This window comes from Klebsiella aerogenes (assembly GCA_029027985.1).
Classification (GTDB): Bacteria; Pseudomonadota; Gammaproteobacteria; order Enterobacterales; family Enterobacteriaceae; genus Klebsiella; species Klebsiella aerogenes_A.
Map to the genome: position 1 here is coordinate 1,277,967 of CP119076.1, position 17,333 is coordinate 1,295,299.

Below are 17,333 nucleotides of genomic sequence, written 5' to 3' on the forward strand. Positions count from 1 at the left end.
TATTTTAACAAAATGTTACCTTCATCCGTAGGCATCGCCGACGTTGCTCATTATAATGCGCGCCAGGCCATACGATCGTATGCGCGACAACAGAACATTTAATTAGAGGTAATCATGGCTATTGAACGTACTTTTTCCATCATTAAACCAAACGCGGTGGCAAAAAACGTTATTGGCGGCATCTTTTCTCGCTTTGAAGCTGCAGGGTTCAAAATCGTCGGCACCAAAATGCTGCATCTGACCGTTGAACAGGCTCGCGGTTTCTATGCTGAGCACGAAGGTCGTCCGTTCTTCGACGGTTTGGTTGAGTTCATGACTTCCGGCCCGATCGTGGTTTCCGTACTGGAAGGCGAAAACGCAGTGCAGCGTCACCGTGACCTGCTGGGCGCCACCAACCCGGACAACGCGCTGGCAGGTACTCTGCGCGCTGACTACGCGGACAGCTTCACCGAGAACGGCACCCACGGTTCCGACTCTGTAGAATCCGCTGCGCGCGAGATCGCTTACTTCTTCGCAGAAGGCGAAGTGTGCCCACGTACCCGCTAAGGGCACGTTTACACTTTATTTAGCGAAATTTAGCGAATGCCGCGTGCAGAAGTGGCATCCATGCGCCAGAATTTGTAGAATATAGCGTCCCCGGACGAGCAGCCGCTCTCCGGGGCGTTTCTTTTTCAACCCACCTGGGGCCATAACGTGTAATAACGAGGCCGGAATTAACTATGTCTGAACAAATTGTCACACCTGATACCGCCGCTCTGACGGTGCCGAACAAAGATGCCAAAATTAACCTGCTGGATTTAAACCGTCAGCAGATGCGCGAGTTTTTCAAAAACATGGGCGAAAAGCCTTTCCGCGCCGATCAGGTGATGAAATGGATGTATCACTACTGCTGCGATGACTTTGATGAGATGACCGACATCAACAAAGTCCTGCGCGGTAAATTGAAGGAAGTGGCGGAGATCCGCGCGCCGGAAGTCGTCGAAGAGCAGCGCTCCAGCGACGGCACCATCAAATGGGCGATTGCCGTTGGCGATCAGCGCGTTGAGACGGTATACATCCCGGAAGACGACCGCGCGACCCTGTGTGTCTCTTCACAGGTCGGCTGCGCGCTGGAATGTAAATTCTGCTCCACCGCTCAGCAGGGCTTTAACCGCAACCTGCGTGTTTCTGAAATTATCGGCCAGGTCTGGCGCGCGGCGAAAATCGTCGGCGCGGTGAAGACCACCGGCGTGCGTCCGATCACCAACGTGGTGATGATGGGGATGGGCGAGCCGCTGCTGAACCTTAACAACGTGGTTCCGGCGATGGAAATCATGCTGGACGATTTCGGTTTTGGTCTTTCCAAACGTCGTGTGACCCTGTCGACTTCCGGCGTGGTTCCGGCGCTGGATAAACTCGGCGATATGATCGACGTCGCGCTGGCGATTTCCCTGCACGCGCCGAACGACACCATCCGCGACGAGATTGTACCGATCAACAAAAAGTACAACATCGAGACCTTCCTGAACTCGGTACGCGGCTATATTTCGAAGTCCAACGCCAATCAGGGCCGCGTGACCATCGAGTACGTCATGCTGGATCACGTCAACGATGGTACCGAGCACGCCCACGAACTGGCGGCGCTGCTGAAGGATACGCCGTGTAAGATCAACCTGATCCCATGGAACCCGTTCCCGGGCGCACCGTATGGTCGTAGCTCCAACAGCCGCATCGACCGTTTCTCCAAAGTACTGATGGAGTACGGCTTCACCACTATCGTGCGTAAAACCCGCGGCGACGATATCGATGCTGCCTGCGGCCAGCTGGCGGGCGATGTCATCGACCGTACCAAGCGTACGCTGCGTAAGCGTATGCAGGGTGAAGCGATCGACGTGAAAGCCGTCTGATAAGTTATGCAGCGCACCGCTTTTGTCGTGCGCTGCATATTTATGTCGAATTATCAGGCGAAATACGCTGATTCGGTTAATAATTACGGTGCGTTTTTGTCGACTTTGAGGCAGTATGTAGCGGTACAACAACCGCTTAGCATTCAATATTGATAAGTCTCTGTGATAGTCGCCCGGACAGTCTTATACTGTCGGCTGACGTTGAGCAGTGTCTCGCGGCGCAGGCTCTTTCCCGCGCTGAACTTTAAATTTCACGTACCAGTAGTTGTAGCGAATGAATACTGAAGCCACTCAAGACCATCAAGAAGCAAACACTACGGGCGCGCGCCTGCGTAACGCCCGCGAACAACTCGGACTCAGCCAGCAAGCGGTGGCTGAGCGCTTATGCCTGAAGGTTTCCACGGTTCGTGATATTGAAGAAGATAAGGCGCCAGCCGATCTCGCTTCGACCTTCCTGCGCGGCTATATCCGTTCCTACGCTCGCCTCGTACATATTCCGGAAGAAGAACTGCTGCCGATGATGGCGAAACAGACGCCGATTCGCGCCGCCAAAGTGGCGCCGATGCAGAACTTCTCGCTGGGTAAACGTCGTAAAAAACGCGACGGCTGGTTGATGAGCTTTACCTGGCTGATTTTGTTCGTGGTTGTCGGCCTGAGCGGCGCATGGTGGTGGCAAGACCATAAAGCGCAGCAGGAAGAGATCACCAGCATGGCCGATCAATCCACGAGCGATCTGAACGGCAGCCAGTCGATTCCGCTGGATACCGGTTCGGAGAATAACGCGCCGGATACCACTGCCGCCAATAGCAACAGCGCGCCGGTTGATACCTCGACCGCGCCTGCGCCGAGCGCGCCGGCGGCAACGCCAGCGCCGGTTGATAACAACGCGGTGGTCGCCCCTTCTCAGGCTAACGTCGATACCGCTGCCGCCGCGCCTGCTGCGCCAGCGCAGACCCCGGCGTTGCCGACCGATCAGGCGAACGCGGCGACGGCGGCTTCCGCTCAGGATCTGGTGATGAACTTCAATGCCGATTGCTGGCTGGAAGTGAGCGATGCGACCGGTAAAAAACTGTTCAGCGGCCTGCAGCGTAAAGGCGGGAATCTGAACCTGAGCGGTCAGGCGCCGTATAAACTGAAAATCGGCGCGCCGGCTGCGGTGCAAATCCAGTATCTGGGCAAACCCGTCGATTTGAGTCGTTTTATCAGAACTAACCAGGTTGCGCGTCTGACCCTTAATGCCGAACAATCACCGGCGCAGTAATAGACGGGTAACGCGGGAGATTTTTCATGCATAACCAGGCTCCGATTCAACGTAGAAAATCCAAACGAATTTACGTTGGTAATGTGCCGATTGGCGATGGGGCTCCCATCGCCGTACAGTCGATGACCAATACTCGCACCACCGATGTGGAAGCGACGGTAAATCAAATCAAAGCTTTAGAGCGCGTAGGCGCGGACATTGTCCGCGTTTCCGTTCCGACAATGGACGCGGCGGAAGCTTTCAAACTCATCAAGCAGCAGGTTAACGTCCCGCTGGTCGCCGATATCCACTTTGACTACCGCATCGCGCTGAAAGTCGCGGAATACGGCGTTGATTGCCTGCGTATCAACCCAGGCAACATCGGCAACGAAGAGCGCATCCGCATGGTTGTTGACTGCGCGCGCGATAAAAACATTCCCATCCGTATCGGCGTCAACGCCGGTTCGCTGGAAAAAGATCTGCAGGAAAAATACGGCGAGCCGACGCCGCAGGCGCTGCTCGAATCCGCTATGCGCCATGTCGATCATCTCGATCGTCTGAACTTCGATCAGTTTAAAGTCAGTGTAAAAGCCTCCGACGTCTTCCTCGCGGTCGAATCCTATCGCCTGCTGGCGAAGCAGATCGATCAGCCGCTGCATTTGGGGATCACCGAAGCCGGCGGCGCGCGTAGCGGCGCGGTGAAATCAGCGATCGGCTTAGGCTTACTGCTTTCCGAAGGGATCGGCGACACGCTGCGTGTTTCGCTGGCGGCGGATCCGGTTGAAGAGATCAAAGTTGGTTTCGATATTCTGAAGTCGCTGCGCATTCGCGCCCGCGGCATTAACTTCATCGCCTGCCCAACCTGTTCGCGCCAGGAATTTGACGTGATCGGTACGGTGAACGCGCTGGAGCAGCGTCTGGAAGATATCATCACCCCGATGGATGTTTCGATCATCGGCTGCGTGGTAAACGGTCCGGGTGAAGCGCTGGTATCCACCCTCGGCGTCACCGGCGGCAACAAGAAAAGCGGCCTGTACGAAGACGGCGTGCGCAAAGATCGACTGGACAACAACGATATGATCGACCAGTTGGAAGCGCGTATCCGCGCGAAAGCAACCATACTGGATGAAGCACGTCGTATTGAAGTTCAGCAGGTTGAAGCAAAATAACGTGTTGGGAAGCAATACGCTTCCCGTGTATGATTGAACCTGCGGGCGCAACGCGCCGGGGTTCATTTTTATATATAAAGAGAATAAACGTGGCAAAGAACATTCAAGCCATTCGTGGCATGAACGATTATCTGCCGGGCGAAACCGCTCTCTGGCAGCGCATTGAAGGCTCACTGAAGCAGGTGCTTGGTAGCTACGGTTACAGCGAAATCCGTTTGCCGATTGTAGAGCAGACCCCGTTATTCAAACGCGCGATCGGCGAAGTGACCGACGTGGTTGAAAAAGAGATGTATACCTTCGAAGACCGCAATGGCGATAGCCTGACGCTGCGTCCGGAAGGAACGGCGGGCTGTGTACGTGCCGGCATCGAGCATGGTCTGCTGTACAATCAAGAACAGCGTCTGTGGTACGTGGGGCCGATGTTCCGCCACGAACGTCCGCAGAAAGGCCGCTATCGTCAGTTCCATCAGATTGGTGTGGAAGTCTTTGGCCTGCAGGGGCCGGACATCGACGCCGAGCTTATCATGCTGACGGCGCGCTGGTGGCGTGAGCTGGGTATCGCTAACCACGTCGCTCTGGAATTAAACTCCATCGGTTCGCTGGAAGCGCGCGCGACCTATCGCGATGCGCTGGTCGCTTATCTTGAACAGTATAAAGATAAACTCGACGAAGACTGCAAACGCCGCATGTATACCAACCCGCTGCGCGTGTTGGATTCCAAGAACCCGGAAGTCCAGGCGCTGCTGAACGATGCGCCGGCGCTGGGTGACTATCTGGATGAGGAATCCAAAGAACACTTTGCCGGGCTGTGCGCGCTGCTTGACGCGGCGGGTATCGGCTATACCGTCAACCAGCGTCTGGTTCGCGGGCTCGATTATTATAACCGTACCGTGTTCGAGTGGGTGACCACCAGCCTCGGTTCGCAGGGTACCGTCTGCGCCGGCGGCCGTTACGACGGTCTGGTTGAGCAACTGGGCGGCCGAGCGACCCCGGCGGTAGGCTTCGCGATGGGTCTGGAACGTCTTGTTTTATTGGTTCAGGCAGTCAATCCGGAATTTAAAGCCGATCCTGTTGTCGATATATACCTGGTAGCCTCCGGTACCGATACTCAGTCTGCGGCAATGCGTCTGGCTGAGCAGGTTCGCGATGCGCTGCCCGGTGTTAAGCTGATGACCAACCACGGCGGCGGCAACTTTAAGAAGCAGTTCGCCCGCGCCGATAAGTGGGGCGCGCGCGTCGCACTGGTGGTCGGTGAGTCAGAAATTGCTGACGGAAACGTGGTAGTGAAGGATTTACGCTCAGGTGAGCAAACTACCGTAACGCAGGATAGCGTTGCCGCGCATTTGCGCACACTTCTGGGTTAATTTCCCGGAACCATTAGTCAGGAGAAGGACTGCGTGGAAACTTTCAACAACGAAAACGATCAGGTCGACGCCCTTAAACGCTTCTTTGCCGAGAACGGTAAAGCGTTGGCCGTCGGGGTGATTTTAGGGATCGGCGCCCTGGTTGGCTGGCGCTACTGGACCTCCCACCAGCTGGATACGGCCCGGGATTCCTCTTTGGCCTACGAGAATGCGATTTCTGCGCTCAAATCGGACAAGCCTGAGGCGCTGAGCGCGGCGGAGAAATTCGCCGCCGACAGCAAAACTACCTATGGCGCGTTCGCGTCCCTCGAGCTGGCGCAGCGTCTGGTCGACAAAAACGATCTGCAGGGTGCTGAAAAGCAGCTGCAGCAGGGCTTGGCTGCCGCGTCCGACGATAATCTGAAATCGGTTATCAACATGCGTCTGGCGCGTGTACAGCTGCAGCTTAAGCAGCCGGATGCGGCGCTGAAAACCCTGGAAGGCATTAAAGGCGAAGGCTGGACCGCTATCGTCGCCGATCTGCGCGGTGAAATTCTGCTGAGCAAAGGCGACAAGCAGGGCGCCCGCGCAGCCTGGGAAGCAGGCGCGAAAAGCGATGCGTCGCCAGCGCTCAGCGAAATGATGCGTATGAAAATAAATAATTTGTCCATCTGAGAGGGACTCGATGCAATTGCGTAAATTACTTTTGCCAGGGCTGCTTTCCGTTACCTTACTGAGCGGTTGCTCGCTGTTTAATAGCGAAGAAGATGTGGTGAAAATGTCGCCGCTGCCGACGGTGGAAAACCAGTTTACGCCGTCCACGTCCTGGAGCACTTCCGTTGGCGATGGTATCGGTGATTTCTACTCCAACCTGCACCCGGCCTTTGCCGACGGCGTGGTTTATGCGGCTGACCGTAAAGGCACCGTTAAAGCACTGCACGCTGAAGACGGCAAAGAAGTCTGGTCGGTGAATCTGGCGGAAAAAGACGGCTGGTTCTCGCGCGCGCCGGCGCTGCTCTCCGGCGGCCTGACGGTTTCTGGCGGCCACGTTTATATCGGTACTGAAAAAGCGCAGCTGTTCGCGTTGAATACCAGCGACGGTACCGTCGCGTGGCAGAGCCGCGTTGCGGGTGAAGCGATTTCTCGTCCGGTAGTCAGCGATGGCATGGTGCTGGTACATACCAGTAATGGCCAACTGCAAGCGCTGAACGAAACCGACGGCGCGGTGAAATGGACCGTGAACCTGGACATGCCAGCGCTCTCCCTGCGCGGTGAATCCGCTCCGGCGACCGCCTACGGCGCGGCGATTGTGGGTGGTGATAACGGCCGCGTCAGCGCCGTGCTGATGCAGCAGGGTCAGATGATTTGGCAGCAACGTATTTCTACAGCGACGGGTCCGACTGAAATCGACCGTCTGAACGACGTGGATACCACCCCGGTTATCGTTAATGGCGTGGTTTACACGCTGGCTTATAATGGCAACCTGACCGCGTTGGATCTGCGCAGCGGCCAGATTATCTGGAAACGCGAGCTGGGTTCAGTGAACGATTTCATCGTTGACGGCGACCGTATCTATCTGGTCGATCAGAACGACCGCCTGCTGGCGCTGACCACTGATGGCGGCGTGACGGTGTGGACCCAGAGCGATCTGCTGCATCGTCTGTTGACCTCTCCGGCGCTGTATAACGGCAGCCTGGTGGTGGGTGATAGCGAAGGCTACATGCACTGGATTAACCCGGAAGACGGCCACTTTGTGGCGCAGCAGAAAGTCGATAGCTCAGGCTTCCTGACCGATCCGGTTATTGCCGATGGCCGCCTGCTTATCCAGGCAAAAGACGGTACGCTGTATTCGATCACGCGTTAAGTCGCGCGGTAGTATCGCTTTAATAAACGGCTCCTGGCAGACAGGGGCCGTTTTGACTTTTTTAAAAACCTCGTGAAAACGACGGTGTATTGCAATTTGTATGAGGCATTTAACATGATACCTGTGGTCGCGCTTGTCGGGCGCCCTAACGTTGGAAAATCCACGCTCTTCAACCGCTTAACGCGCACTCGTGACGCGTTGGTCGCGGATTTTCCGGGGCTGACTCGTGACCGTAAGTACGGTCGTGCTGAAGTGGAAGGCCGCGAATTCATCTGTATCGATACCGGCGGTATCGACGGTACGGAAGAAGGCGTGGAAACCCGGATGGCGGAACAGTCGCTGTTGGCAATTGAAGAGGCTGACGTCGTGCTGTTTATGGTGGATGCGCGCGCGGGCCTGATGCCAGCGGACTCCGCGATCGCCAAACATCTGCGTTCTCGCGAAAAACCGACTTTCCTGGTGGCGAACAAAACCGACGGCATCGACGTCGATCAGGCGATGGCCGACTTCTGGTCGCTGGGTCTGGGCGATATTTATCCGATCGCCGCTTCGCACGGTCGTGGCGTAACCAGCCTGCTGGAACACGTCCTGCTACCGTGGGTGGATGAAGTTAATCCGCAAGAAGAAGTCGATGAAGACGCCGCTTACTGGGCGCAGTTCGAAGCCGAGCAAAATGGCGAAGAGATTGAAGAGCCGGAAGATGACTTCAACCCACAGGATCTGCCTATCAAGTTGGCGATTGTCGGCCGTCCAAACGTCGGTAAATCCACGCTGACTAACCGCATTCTCGGCGAAGATCGCGTGGTGGTCTACGATATGCCGGGAACCACCCGCGACAGCATCTACATCCCGATGCAGCGCGACGAGCGCGAGTACGTGCTGATCGATACCGCAGGCGTGCGTAAGCGCGGCAAAATCACCGATGTGGTTGAGAAATTCTCGGTGATCAAGACCTTGCAGGCCATTGAAGACGCCAACGTGGTGATGCTGGTTATCGATGCCCGTGAAGGCATTTCCGATCAGGACCTGTCGCTGCTGGGCTTTATCCTTAACAGCGGTCGCTCACTGGTTATCGTGGTCAACAAATGGGATGGCCTGAGCCAGGAAGTGAGAGAGCAGGTGAAAGAAACCCTCGACTTCCGTCTGGGCTTCATCGACTTTGCCCGCGTGCACTTTATCTCCGCACTGCACGGCAGCGGCGTCGGCAACCTGTTTGAATCCGTTCGCGAAGCTTACGACAGCGCCACCCGTCGCGTCGGTACCGCCATGCTGACCCGCATTATGACCATGGCGGCGGAAGACCATCAGCCGCCGCTGGTGCGCGGCCGTCGCGTGAAGCTGAAATATGCGCACGCCGGTGGTTATAACCCGCCGATCGTGGTGATTCACGGCAACCAGGTGAAAGACCTGCCGGATTCCTACAAGCGTTACCTGATGAATTACTTCCGTAAATCGCTGGATGTCATGGGTACGCCGATTCGCATTCAGTTCAAGGAAGGGGAAAACCCGTTTGCGAATAAGCGCAACACCCTGACGCCGAACCAGATGCGTAAGCGTAAGCGCTTGATTAAGCACATCAAGAAGAGTAAGTAATTCAAAAACCCGCCCCAGGCGGGTTTTTTTATTGAAATCATTCGTTGCCACCGCGAGGGGGAGAATAATGTCTATAGGATTCGTTGGACTTGGCGCGGTGGTAGAGACCGCATACCTACCGGCACTGCGGCATCTGGCGCTGCCGCTAACCTGCAGTGGTTTTGATAGCAATCCGGCGCGAAACCTGCCGGGCGTTACCCGGGCGGCATCTCTTTCTGCATTACTGGCTGAACCGCTGGAGATGCTGTTTATTACCACCGTCTCTTTACAACACCTGCCGGTTCTGGAAGCGGCGCTGGCCACGTCATGTCCGCGCATTGTGGTAGAAAAGCCGATTGTCGCCAGTCTTGAACAGATTGCGCGATTACGCCAGCTACTGACTGTTCCGGCAAACGCAGCACGGGTATTGGCGCTCGATCACTGGATGGCGCGCGATGGCGCCTTTAAGCTGGCGTTAGGCCAGTTGGATGCTAACTGGCAGCCGGATAACGGCGCGCGGCTTGTGCAGCCGCCAGTGACGGCGCTACAGGATATTGCGCGTATCGACGGTTTCCTGCAGGAGCAGAGCGGCTTTAATGCCCTGGGGGAGCCAATTGCGCTTAATTTCGCCACCGGCGAGCCGGACTCCCGGCAGCTGCGCCATCCGGATGGTGTGGTTCTCGATATCGGCACCCATGTGCTGGCGATGCTGCGTGAGACGGTGCGTTATTGCGGAGGCGACGATGAGCTGCGCTTGTCGCTCTGCGAGGCGAAAGATCGTCTGGGCCAGCCGATTGCACGCGGCGATAAGCATACCGCTGAAGGCGAAGCGTATTTGCAGGGCGCAGCGGGCGGTATCCCGCTGCATATCTGGCTGAACAAATATGCCGGTCCGTCAGGCGGGCAGAAGGGGTTGCGGATAACGCTGCGCGATGGGCGGGTGATAAACCACGATCGGCGTGACAATCGCGAAGTGGTTGAGTTAATCGAAGGTGAACGAATCCAGCGCTGGACGCGGTCGGGAACGATTTATGAACATTGCCTTGGCGGATATATTTTAACTGAGCACAGTTTATTCGCACGTGCGCCGCAGGAAATTAGCCGACTCACCCAGCGACGTATCAGAGAAGTCGAACTGCTGTTGCAGCTACAGCAGCAACTGCGCGGACCGCACTCACTCGTGACGTGATAAACTCGCGGTATTGACTGCAAGAAGGAGCCATTATGGAACTCAATTGTCCCGTTTGCCACGGCCCGCTGGAAGCGCAGGGCAACAGCGCCCGTTGCGCCCACTGCAAGAAAGATTTTGTCGTGGAAGCACGTTGCCCGGATTGTCACCAGCTACTGGAGGTGTTGAAGGCCTGCGGCGCGGTGGATTATTTCTGCCAGCACGGTCACGGCCTGATATCGAAAAAGCGCGTTGAGTTTGTGCCGGTTGAATCTTAATCGCTGGTACAGTCTTCACCGTCGCGCCAGAGATTGACCAACGCGACTGGCGCTCGCTCCTCAGGGATCAGGACGATCAAACGGCTATAGCGCTGTTCGCTGATTATCTGAATACGATAGAAACGCTGGTCGCCGCGGCCCGGCGAGTCGGGCTGCCCTGGCGGTTTACCCAGCGGCAGCGATTGCTGGAGGATTTCGGCGATCCGCTGCTTTTGTTGGTCGTTGAGTTGGGAAACGACAATTTTACGCATGCCGCTTAGCGTTGGGAGCCAGGCGACTCCGCCCTCGCGCGCCAGTTCAATGATCGCATCATCGCTGAGGCTAAGTAGGTTCATGGCGTGACTCCGACGCTTTTCCATGCGTTGGTAATGGCATCGGCAACATCTTTGTCGAAACGCTTCTCCCCATGATGAATGGTCATCCGGGCAAAAGCGGCAAAATCCGCATTTTTCGCCAGTGATGGGTCGCACACGGCGTCGTACCAGGCATATCCCGCTTTCTCCCAGGAAAAGCCGCCGAGTGCGCTGGCAGCAAGATAAAACGCGTGATTGGGGATCCCGGAATTTATGTGCACGCCGCCGTTGTCCTGTTGCGTATGAACGAAATCTTTCATATGCGCGGGTTGCGGATCTTTGCCCAGTACCGGATCATCAAAGGCGGTTCCCGGATGCACCATAGAGCGCAGACCTTTGCCGTGAATGCCTTTAGCAAGCAACCCCTCGCCGATAAGCCAGTCTGCTTTATCCGCCGTTTGCTGGCGTTGGTATTGTTTGACCAGCGAACCAAAGACATCTGATAACGATTCGTTCAGCGCGCCGGATTGTTCAAAGTAGATAAGCCCCGCTTCACTCTCGGTGACGCCGTGGCTTAATTCATGCGCCACCACATCAACGGCGATGGTGAAGCGATTAAAAATCTCGCCATCACCGTCGCCGAATACCATTTGCTGTCCATTCCAGAACGCATTTTGATATTCATGGCCATAATGGACTGTTCCGGTCAGCTTCAGCCCTTGATTGTCCAGTGAATCACGCCGATAGATTTTCCAAAAGAACTCATGGGTGATGCCGAGATACGCATAAGCTTCATCCACGGCAACGTCGCCATTGGAGGGTTGCCCCTCAAAACGAACCTGAATGCCGGGGAGCTCTTGAGTTTGTTGGCCGTCATAAATATCACGCTCAAGCAGCCCTGGCGTGGTGACATGCGCGGCGGCAGGTCTGCCTGGCACATGCGCCATTAAGCTCTGTACGTGGCTGAGCGTCTGCTGTGCGCAGCGCTGCTGCTGGCGGGAACCATGGTCGACAATGCGGCGCAGAATGTAGGGTGGAATAACGTAACGAGGATAAGCATCGGACATATCACGCTCCTTAGCCGGATAAACCGTTTTACAAGGGCATGACAGCAGTATAGTTATCCTCGTATGCGATGGGGCGATTATCAGGCTTTTTTGCGGGTACGGGTTTTCTTCGCTGGCGTAATGTTTTTCACTTCGCTCTCGATCCAGCCATCTTCCAGGCGGGTGGTCACGACATCGCCAGCCTGTACCTGTTTAATCTTTTTCAGCACGTTGCCGTCGCCAACTGAGGTGACGCTATAGCCGCGAGCCAGCGTAGCCAGCGGGCTGACCGCTTCCAGATGGGTGACCATATTGCCAAAGCGCTCGCGTTGTTCGCTCAGGCGGGCGCGAATGTTCTCCGCCAGCCGGTATTCCAGCTGTTGAATTCGCGACTGCGCGCGATGGATGCGCGGCTGCGGGTTGTGTTGATTCAAACGCTGGATGGCGCGCTGTTGGCGCTGATCGGCGCGTTTGAGCTGGCTTTCCAGGGCAAAGTGCATCCGTTGACGCAAGCGTTCCAGCTCGGTTTGCTGGCGCGCTAAGCGCAGCTGCGGGTGCTGCTGCTGCAAACGGTGGAACAGCTGAGTAAAGCGGCGATGGCGATTGGCGAGGAAATAGTCCATCGCCATCTCCAGGCGCAGCTGCCCGGACTGTAATTGTCGCAGCAGTTCCTGCTGGTTGCGGCTGACGATCTCCGCCGCTGCTGAAGGGGTCGGCGCTCGCAGGTCAGCGACGAAATCCGCGATGGTGACGTCAGTTTCATGGCCGACGGCGCTGACTACCGGAATGCGGCTGGCAAAAATCGCCCGCGCGACTCGTTCATCGTTAAAACTCCATAAATCTTCCAGCGAACCGCCGCCGCGCCCGACAATCAGGACATCGCACTCCTGGCGCTGGTTGGCTAATTCGATAGCGCGAACGATTTGCCCCGGCGCATCCTCGCCTTGTACCGCCGTAGGGTAGATAATCACCGGCAGCGACGGATCGCGGCGTTTCAGGACATGCAGAATGTCATGCAGCGCCGCGCCGGTTTTTGAGGTGATCACGCCGACACAGTGCGCGGGGGAGGGGAGAGTCTGCTTGTGAAGCTGATCGAATAGTCCCTCTGCCGTCAGCTGCGCTTTCAGCTGCTCGTATTTTTGCTGCAGCAGGCCTTCACCGGCGGGCTGCATGCTTTCAACGATGATCTGGTAGTCGCCGCGCGGCTCGTACAGCGTGATATTGGCGCGAACCAATACCTGCTGCCCGTGCTGTGGGCGAAACGTGACGCGACGATTGCTGTTGCGGAACATCGCGCAGCGCACCTGGGCGTTATCGTCTTTTAAGGTGAAGTACCAGTGGCCGGAGGAGGGTTGGCTAAAGTTCGAGATCTCGCCGCTTATCCATACCTGACCCATTTCGCGTTCCAGCAGTAAACGAACCGTCTGATTCAGGCGGCTAACCGTAAAAATTGCGGGGGATTGAGATGGCAACATGTGAGCAAGATCAAATTCTAAATCAGCAGGTTATTCAGTCGATAGTAACGTGCTGAGGGGGGATCGCAAGTATTATTTTCAAAAAAGGGTAGATGCAATCGGTTACGCTCTGTATAATGCCACGGCAATATTTATCCACCCTGGTCGAGATATTGCCCATGCTACGTATCGCTAAAGAAGCCCTGACGTTTGACGACGTTCTCCTTGTTCCCGCTCATTCTACCGTTCTGCCGAATACTGCCGATCTCAGCACCCAGCTGACGAAAACTATTCGTCTGAATATTCCTATGCTTTCCGCGGCTATGGATACCGTAACTGAAGCGCGCCTGGCAATTGCTCTGGCACAGGAAGGCGGCATCGGCTTTATTCATAAAAACATGTCCATCGAGCGCCAGGCTGAAGAAGTTAAGCGCGTGAAGAAACATGAATCTGGTGTGGTAAGCGATCCGCAGACCGTGCTGCCGACCACCACGCTGCGTGAAGTGAAAGAACTGACCGAACGTAACGGTTTCGCCGGTTATCCGGTGGTGACCGAAGACAACGAACTGGTCGGCATCATCACCGGTCGCGACGTGCGTTTCGTGACTGACCTGAACCAGGCGGTCAGCGTCTATATGACGCCGAAAGAACGTCTGGTTACCGTGCGTGAAGGCGAAAGCCGCGAAGTGGTCTTCGCAAAAATGCACGAAAAACGCGTAGAAAAAGCGCTGGTCGTTGATGATAACTTCCACCTGCGCGGCATGATCACCGTAAAAGACTTCCAGAAAGCGGAACGTAAACCGAATGCTTGTAAAGATGAGCACGGCCGCCTGCGCGTTGGCGCGGCAGTCGGCGCTGGCGCGGGTAACGAAGAGCGTGTTGACGCGCTGGTTGCCGCCGGCGTTGATGTTCTGTTGATCGACTCCTCTCATGGTCATTCTGAAGGCGTTCTGCAGCGTATTCGCGAAACGCGCGCTAAATATCCTGACCTGCAAATCATCGGCGGTAACGTGGCAACCGGCGCGGGCGCTCGTGCCCTGGCGGAAGCTGGCGTGAGTGCGGTGAAAGTAGGTATCGGCCCGGGTTCTATCTGTACCACCCGTATCGTCACCGGCGTAGGCGTACCGCAGATCACCGCCGTTTCCGACGCGGTTGAAGCGCTGGAAGGCACCGGTATTCCGGTTATCGCCGATGGCGGCATCCGCTTCTCCGGTGATATCGCGAAAGCGATCGCCGCAGGTGCCGCCGCGGTGATGGTAGGCTCCATGCTGGCCGGTACCGAAGAATCCCCGGGTGAAATCGAACTTTATCAGGGGCGTTCTTACAAATCCTACCGTGGTATGGGTTCTCTGGGCGCGATGTCCAAAGGCTCCTCTGACCGTTACTTCCAGAGCGATAACGCTGCTGACAAACTGGTGCCGGAAGGTATCGAAGGCCGCGTTGCCTATAAAGGCCGCCTGAAAGAGATCATTCACCAGCAGATGGGCGGCCTGCGCTCCTGTATGGGTCTGACCGGTTGTGGTACTATCGACGCCCTGCGTACCAAAGCAGAGTTCGTGCGTATCAGCGGCGCGGGCATCCAGGAGAGCCACGTTCACGACGTGACGATCACTAAGGAATCCCCGAACTACCGCATGGGCTCCTGATTTTCATCGCCCGGCTACGCGCCGGGCGATTTTTATTCAATCATCGCTACTTCTCTGGAATTAACGTCAATGACGGATAACATTCATAAACATCGCATTCTTATCCTGGACTTCGGTTCTCAGTACACCCAACTGGTTGCGCGTCGCGTACGCGAGTTAGGGGTTTATTGCGAACTCTGGGCTTGGGACGTGACCGAAGCTCAGATCCGCGAGTTCAACCCGAACGGCATCATTCTTTCCGGCGGCCCGGAAAGCACGACTGAAGACAACAGCCCGCGCGCCCCGCAGTACGTCTTCGAAGCAGGCGTACCAGTATTCGGCGTATGCTACGGCATGCAGACCATGGCAATGCAGCTAGGCGGTCACGTTGAAGCCTCCAACGAGCGTGAGTTCGGCTATGCACAGGTTGAAGTACAGACTGACAGCGCGCTGATTCAGGGTATCGAAGATGCGCTGAGCGCTGACGGTAAACCGCTGCTGGACGTGTGGATGAGCCATGGCGATAAAGTCACGGCTATCCCGTCTGACTTCGTTACCGTCGCCAGTACCGAAAGCTGCCCGTTCGCCATTATGGCGAATGAAGAAAAACGCTTCTACGGCGTGCAGTTCCACCCGGAAGTGACCCATACCCGTCAGGGCCTGCGTATGCTGGAACGCTTCGTGCGTGATATCTGCCACTGTGAAGCGCTGTGGACGCCGGCGAAGATCATCGATGACGCGGTTGAGCGTATTCGCCAGCAGGTTGGCGAAGATAAAGTCATCCTTGGCCTGTCCGGCGGCGTTGACTCTTCCGTCACCGCGATGTTGCTGCACCGCGCTATCGGCAAAAACCTGACCTGTGTCTTTGTCGATAACGGCCTGCTGCGCCTGAACGAAGCCGAACAGGTTATGGACATGTTCGGCGACCGTTTCGGCCTGAACATCGTGCATGTCGAAGCCGAAGAGCGCTTCCTGACTGCGCTGAAGGGAGAAAACGACCCGGAAGCGAAGCGTAAAATCATCGGTCGCGTCTTCGTTGAAGTATTTGACGAAGAAGCGCTGAAGCTGGAAGACGTGAAATGGCTGGCGCAGGGGACTATCTACCCTGACGTGATCGAATCCGCCGCTTCCGCGACCGGTAAAGCGCACGTCATCAAGTCTCACCACAACGTTGGCGGTTTGCCGAAAGAGATGAAGATGGGCCTCGTTGAGCCGCTGAAAGAGCTGTTCAAAGACGAAGTGCGTAAGATTGGTCTGGAGCTGGGCCTGCCGTACGATATGCTGTTCCGCCACCCGTTCCCGGGGCCGGGCCTCGGCGTTCGCGTGCTCGGCGAAGTGAAGAAAGAGTACTGCGATCTGCTGCGTCGCGCCGACGCTATCTTTATCGAAGAGCTGCGTAAAGCCGATCTGTATGACAAAGTGAGCCAGGCGTTCACCGTGTTCCTGCCGGTACGCTCTGTTGGCGTGATGGGCGATGGCCGTAAGTACGACTGGGTTGTCTCCCTGCGTGCGGTAGAAACCATCGACTTTATGACCGCGCATTGGGCGCACCTGCCGTACGATTTCCTCGGTCGCGTCTCCAACCGTATCATCAACGAAGTTAACGGCATTTCCCGCGTGGTGTATGACATCAGCGGCAAGCCGCCAGCGACTATTGAGTGGGAATAACCCCATCTGATAGCTGAACAAAGCCCTCTGTTTTTACAGAGGGTTTTTTTATGCCCTGCTTTTACCGTCACTTGCCGTAGGTCATCTGCCGCTGGTGGCGGCACGTCCTTACATATTGTCGCGAAGCACTTCATTGGCCTGCAGCAAAAACGAATCCCTCGATAACCCAGCTACGATAGATATTACGCGCACAGCGGAAGAAAACGGTCTTGATTGAGCCGCCGGGTTGGAAGTGGCGCCAGTGGGGGGCTTTATCTGCTGCAACACCTTAGCGTGCGTGCGTAACGGTTATTCCTGCGCGGGAGCGGTAGGTGTATTGGGGGTATCGATAGTGATGGTCGATTGCTGCGACTCTTGCTTGCCCTGATGATGGTACCAGGCACCGATAGAGGAGTAGACGAAGCGTCCAAAGAAGAAGAGAAAACTGATAAGCAGTACGATACGGGTCATGCGACGGTTAAATCGATGTCGTTTACGCATACTGGGTGCCTGACTCACAAAAGGTTCCTTGAAGTATACCCGAAGACGGGCGATGGGGGTATTAAGTCATAGTATAGCGGCGGGGTCAATTGTCGTCGGTGTAAAAATCTTAGCGTTAAAACATTACTTAATGTTATGTAAGATAATATTCGTATTTACACTGGTTTTAGTTATCGCGCATTGCCGCAAAAAAATAAGATTTATTAATATTAGCTAATTAGTTTATTGATTTATATCAACTGACTGA

Annotated in this window: 16 protein-coding genes; 12 read left to right on the top strand and 4 right to left on the bottom strand. The window is 55.9% G+C overall.

What is annotated here, in order from left to right:
* The first annotated feature begins 114 nt into the window (after nt 1–114).
* The 10 genes from ndk (at nt 115) to PYR66_06195 (ending at nt 10,520) form a co-directional block, all read left to right on the top strand.
* Entirely contained in the window at nt 115–546 is a 432-nt protein-coding gene (gene ndk, locus PYR66_06150) for a nucleoside-diphosphate kinase (protein WEF29296.1), read from the top strand.
* 173 nt (nt 547–719) lie between these two features.
* A complete protein-coding gene (locus PYR66_06155) occupies nt 720–1,886 on the top strand; it encodes a bifunctional tRNA (adenosine(37)-C2)-methyltransferase TrmG/ribosomal RNA large subunit methyltransferase RlmN (protein WEF29297.1) in 1,167 nt (388 codons plus the stop codon).
* A gap of 274 nt (nt 1,887–2,160) precedes the next feature.
* A complete protein-coding gene (gene rodZ / locus PYR66_06160; protein ID WEF29298.1) occupies nt 2,161–3,147 on the top strand; it encodes a cytoskeleton protein RodZ in 987 nt (328 codons plus the stop codon).
* A gap of 26 nt (nt 3,148–3,173) precedes the next feature.
* Complete coding sequence (gene ispG, locus PYR66_06165) at nt 3,174–4,295, top strand: flavodoxin-dependent (E)-4-hydroxy-3-methylbut-2-enyl-diphosphate synthase (protein ID WEF29299.1); 1,122 nt, start codon at nt 3,174–3,176, stop codon at nt 4,293–4,295.
* An 89-nt stretch (nt 4,296–4,384) separates the two neighbouring features.
* Complete coding sequence (gene hisS, locus PYR66_06170) at nt 4,385–5,659, top strand: histidine--tRNA ligase (GenBank protein ID WEF29300.1); 1,275 nt, start codon at nt 4,385–4,387, stop codon at nt 5,657–5,659.
* A 33-nt stretch (nt 5,660–5,692) separates the two neighbouring features.
* Nucleotides 5,693–6,313, top strand: a complete 621-nt coding sequence (locus tag PYR66_06175; protein WEF29301.1) for a YfgM family protein — start codon at nt 5,693–5,695, stop codon at nt 6,311–6,313.
* Nucleotides 6,314–6,323: 10 nt separating this feature from the next.
* Nucleotides 6,324–7,502: an outer membrane protein assembly factor BamB gene (gene bamB, locus PYR66_06180; GenBank protein ID WEF29302.1), complete on the top strand. Its 1,179-nt coding sequence runs from the start codon at nt 6,324–6,326 to the stop codon at nt 7,500–7,502.
* A 114-nt stretch (nt 7,503–7,616) separates the two neighbouring features.
* Nucleotides 7,617–9,095, top strand: coding sequence for a ribosome biogenesis GTPase Der (gene der, locus PYR66_06185; protein ID WEF29303.1), 1,479 nt, complete (start codon nt 7,617–7,619; stop codon nt 9,093–9,095).
* A gap of 67 nt (nt 9,096–9,162) precedes the next feature.
* Complete coding sequence (locus PYR66_06190) at nt 9,163–10,263, top strand: Gfo/Idh/MocA family oxidoreductase (protein ID WEF29304.1); 1,101 nt, start codon at nt 9,163–9,165, stop codon at nt 10,261–10,263.
* Nucleotides 10,264–10,298: 35 nt separating this feature from the next.
* A complete protein-coding gene (locus tag PYR66_06195) occupies nt 10,299–10,520 on the top strand; it encodes a zinc ribbon domain-containing protein (GenBank protein ID WEF29305.1) in 222 nt (73 codons plus the stop codon).
* Here the strand turns inward: PYR66_06195 and PYR66_06200 are convergent.
* From PYR66_06200 to xseA, 3 genes are all read right to left on the bottom strand, one after another.
* Nucleotides 10,517–10,855 (bottom strand): hypothetical protein, encoded by a 339-nt coding sequence (locus tag PYR66_06200; GenBank protein WEF29306.1) that lies wholly within the window; start codon nt 10,853–10,855, stop codon nt 10,517–10,519. The two genes, PYR66_06195 and PYR66_06200, sit on opposite strands and share 4 nt — an antisense overlap.
* Nucleotides 10,852–11,880 carry a M4 family metallopeptidase gene (locus PYR66_06205; GenBank protein ID WEF29307.1) on the bottom strand — a complete coding sequence of 343 codons (1,029 nt, stop codon included), beginning with the start codon at nt 11,878–11,880 and terminating at the stop codon, nt 10,852–10,854. The genes PYR66_06200 and PYR66_06205 overlap by 4 nt, the downstream gene beginning before the upstream one ends.
* A gap of 80 nt (nt 11,881–11,960) precedes the next feature.
* Complete coding sequence (gene xseA / locus PYR66_06210; GenBank protein WEF29308.1) at nt 11,961–13,334, bottom strand: exodeoxyribonuclease VII large subunit; 1,374 nt, start codon at nt 13,332–13,334, stop codon at nt 11,961–11,963.
* A gap of 158 nt (nt 13,335–13,492) precedes the next feature.
* On the opposite strand from xseA, the gene guaB reads away from it, so the two are divergent.
* Nucleotides 13,493–14,959 carry an IMP dehydrogenase gene (guaB, locus tag PYR66_06215; protein ID WEF29309.1) on the top strand — a complete coding sequence of 489 codons (1,467 nt, stop codon included), beginning with the start codon at nt 13,493–13,495 and terminating at the stop codon, nt 14,957–14,959.
* Between the two features lie 69 nt (nt 14,960–15,028).
* Entirely contained in the window at nt 15,029–16,606 is a 1,578-nt protein-coding gene (gene guaA, locus PYR66_06220) for a glutamine-hydrolyzing GMP synthase (GenBank protein ID WEF29310.1), read from the top strand.
* 288 nt (nt 16,607–16,894) lie between these two features.
* Here guaA and PYR66_06225 read toward each other — a convergent pair whose 3' ends face one another.
* Nucleotides 16,895–17,086: a YfgG family protein gene (locus PYR66_06225; protein WEF29311.1), complete on the bottom strand. Its 192-nt coding sequence runs from the start codon at nt 17,084–17,086 to the stop codon at nt 16,895–16,897.
* Nucleotides 17,087–17,333 lie beyond the last annotated feature (247 nt).